This window comes from Gilliamella sp. Choc6-1 (assembly GCF_001690385.1).
In the GTDB taxonomy this organism is placed as follows: domain Bacteria; phylum Pseudomonadota; class Gammaproteobacteria; order Enterobacterales; family Orbaceae; genus Gilliamella; species Gilliamella apicola_A.
In genome coordinates this window covers 1-1,880 of record NZ_LZHI01000038.1, presented here as the reverse complement: position 1 = coordinate 1,880, position 1,880 = coordinate 1, and the positions used below count along the sequence as shown (strand labels likewise).

The following is a 1,880-nucleotide window of genomic DNA, read 5'->3' as shown; positions in this document are numbered from 1 at the left end:
GATATTTATAGTCTATATCCTAATTATAGCGAAATTGAACCCGCGGTAACGGGTAGTAGACCTGCTTTAGGAAGTCATTATTACAATATTAAGTCGGATGGTAGATTAAAATTGATCCGTGCGGAAAGTGGTAATTATCTTTTATAAAGTTATTTTAATTCATTAGATTACTGTTAAGTTTAAGATTTGCGGGGGTAAAAAAGTGTTTCCATACTTACTGTCATACCAATATACAGCTGATACGAGCCATAAGCCGAAGCAGTGACAAAAGCGATTAACAAATTTTAACTAACAGGTAATAACTGATGAAAACACAAATCAAAAAAATCTTAATATTAGGTAGTAGTTTACTGATGTTATCGTTACTGACAGGGTGCGATTTTACCGATTATAAAACGCGAATTCAAAGGGAAAACGATATTAATAACCCAACAGGAAATAAATCAGTTTGTTTGGCTGTGGGGGATTTAACTGAGGATATGTATCCTTATACTATTCACTATGTTGAAGGCGAAATTGATCCGAAAGAGCCTTATGATAAAGTAAAACAAAATAGAAGATTAAACTTAAAGCTATCCCTTTATGCTAAAGAGGGATTATTTACCGAAGAGCTGGTTGGTCATGACGGCGATAAGCCCCTGTACCGTTACGATTTAACAGAGGAAGGGCGTAAATACGTAGATTGGTGGGGAGGCACTAACTTCTGCTTTGGTCGGGTTGTGGTTGAGAAAGTTACGGGAGTTGACGACCAATTACAAGGTCAGCGGGTGATCATTTTTACCTACCATTTAGAAAATGTGCCAAATTGGATAAAAAATAAGGATATTTATAGCTTATATAAAGGTTATGGTGGACTCAAAGAAGGTGTAACTGGACAAATTATTGAAGGTGGTGCTCATTACTATAGTATTTCTTATGATGGTACGTTGCGCTTAAAGATAGGGCTTAGTGGTGCTTATGTTCTGTAATATTGTTTTAATTCATTAGATTACTGTTAAGTTTAAGATTTGCGGGGTAAAAAAGTGTTTCCATACTTACTGTCATACCAATATACAGCTGATACAAGTCATAAGCCGAAGCAGTGACAGAATCGATTAACAAATTTTAACTAACAGGTAATAACTGATGAAAACACAAATCAAAAAAGTCTTAATATTAGGTAGTAGTTTACTGATGTTATCGTTACTGACAGGGTGCGATTTTACCGATTATAAAACGCGAATTCAAAGGGAAAACGATATTAATAACCCAACAGGAAATAAATCAGTTTGTTTAAGGGTCGGTAAGGTTTATGAAGATATGTATCCTTATACTATTCAATATATTGAAGGCGAAATTGATCCTGATGATGCATGGGATAAAATCGCCGCCAATAATGAGCTTAATTTAAAACTATCCCTCTATGCTAAAGAGGGATTATTTACTGAAGAGCTGGTTGGTCATGACGGCGATAAGCCCCTGTACCGTTATAATTTAACGGAAGAAGGTCGCAAATACGTAGATTGGTGGGGGGGCACTAACTTCTGCTTTGGTCGGGTTGTGGTTGAGAAAGTTATGGGAGTTGACGACCAATTACAAGGTCAGCGGGTGATCATTTTTACCTACCATTTAGAAAATGTGCCAAATTGGATAAAAAATAAGGATATTTATAGCTTATATAAAGGTTATGGCGGTTTAGAGAAAGCCGTATTGGGTGAAAGACCTGTTAAAGGTGCGCATAACTATAGTATTTCTTCTGATGGAAGATTAAGCTTAATAAGGGCTAGAAGTGGTAGTTATATTTTATAAAATTATTTTAATTCATTAGATTACTGTTAAGTTTAAGATTTGCGGGGTAAAAAAGTGTTTCCATACTTACTGTCATACCAATATACAGCTGA

General features: G+C 35.4%; 2 protein-coding genes. Both read left to right on the top strand.

Annotated elements, in window-relative coordinates; all coding sequences use genetic code 11:
* The first annotated feature begins 305 nt into the window (after nucleotides 1–305).
* Entirely contained in the window at nucleotides 306–968 is a 663-nt protein-coding gene (locus A9G36_RS05455; protein ID WP_065585483.1) for a hypothetical protein, read from the top strand.
* Between the two features lie 157 nt (nucleotides 969–1,125).
* Nucleotides 1,126–1,788, top strand: coding sequence for a hypothetical protein (locus A9G36_RS05450; RefSeq protein WP_065585482.1), 663 nt, complete (start codon nucleotides 1,126–1,128; stop codon nucleotides 1,786–1,788).
* Nucleotides 1,789–1,880: the final 92 nt, after the last annotated feature.

What these genes read in the sequence shown, in the direction of transcription:
- A9G36_RS05455 (WP_065585483.1), top strand. Translation starts at nt 306, where the DNA reads ATGAAAACACAAATCAAAAAAATCTTAATATTAGGTAGTAGTTTACTG.
- A9G36_RS05450 (WP_065585482.1), top strand. Translation starts at nt 1,126, where the DNA reads ATGAAAACACAAATCAAAAAAGTCTTAATATTAGGTAGTAGTTTACTG.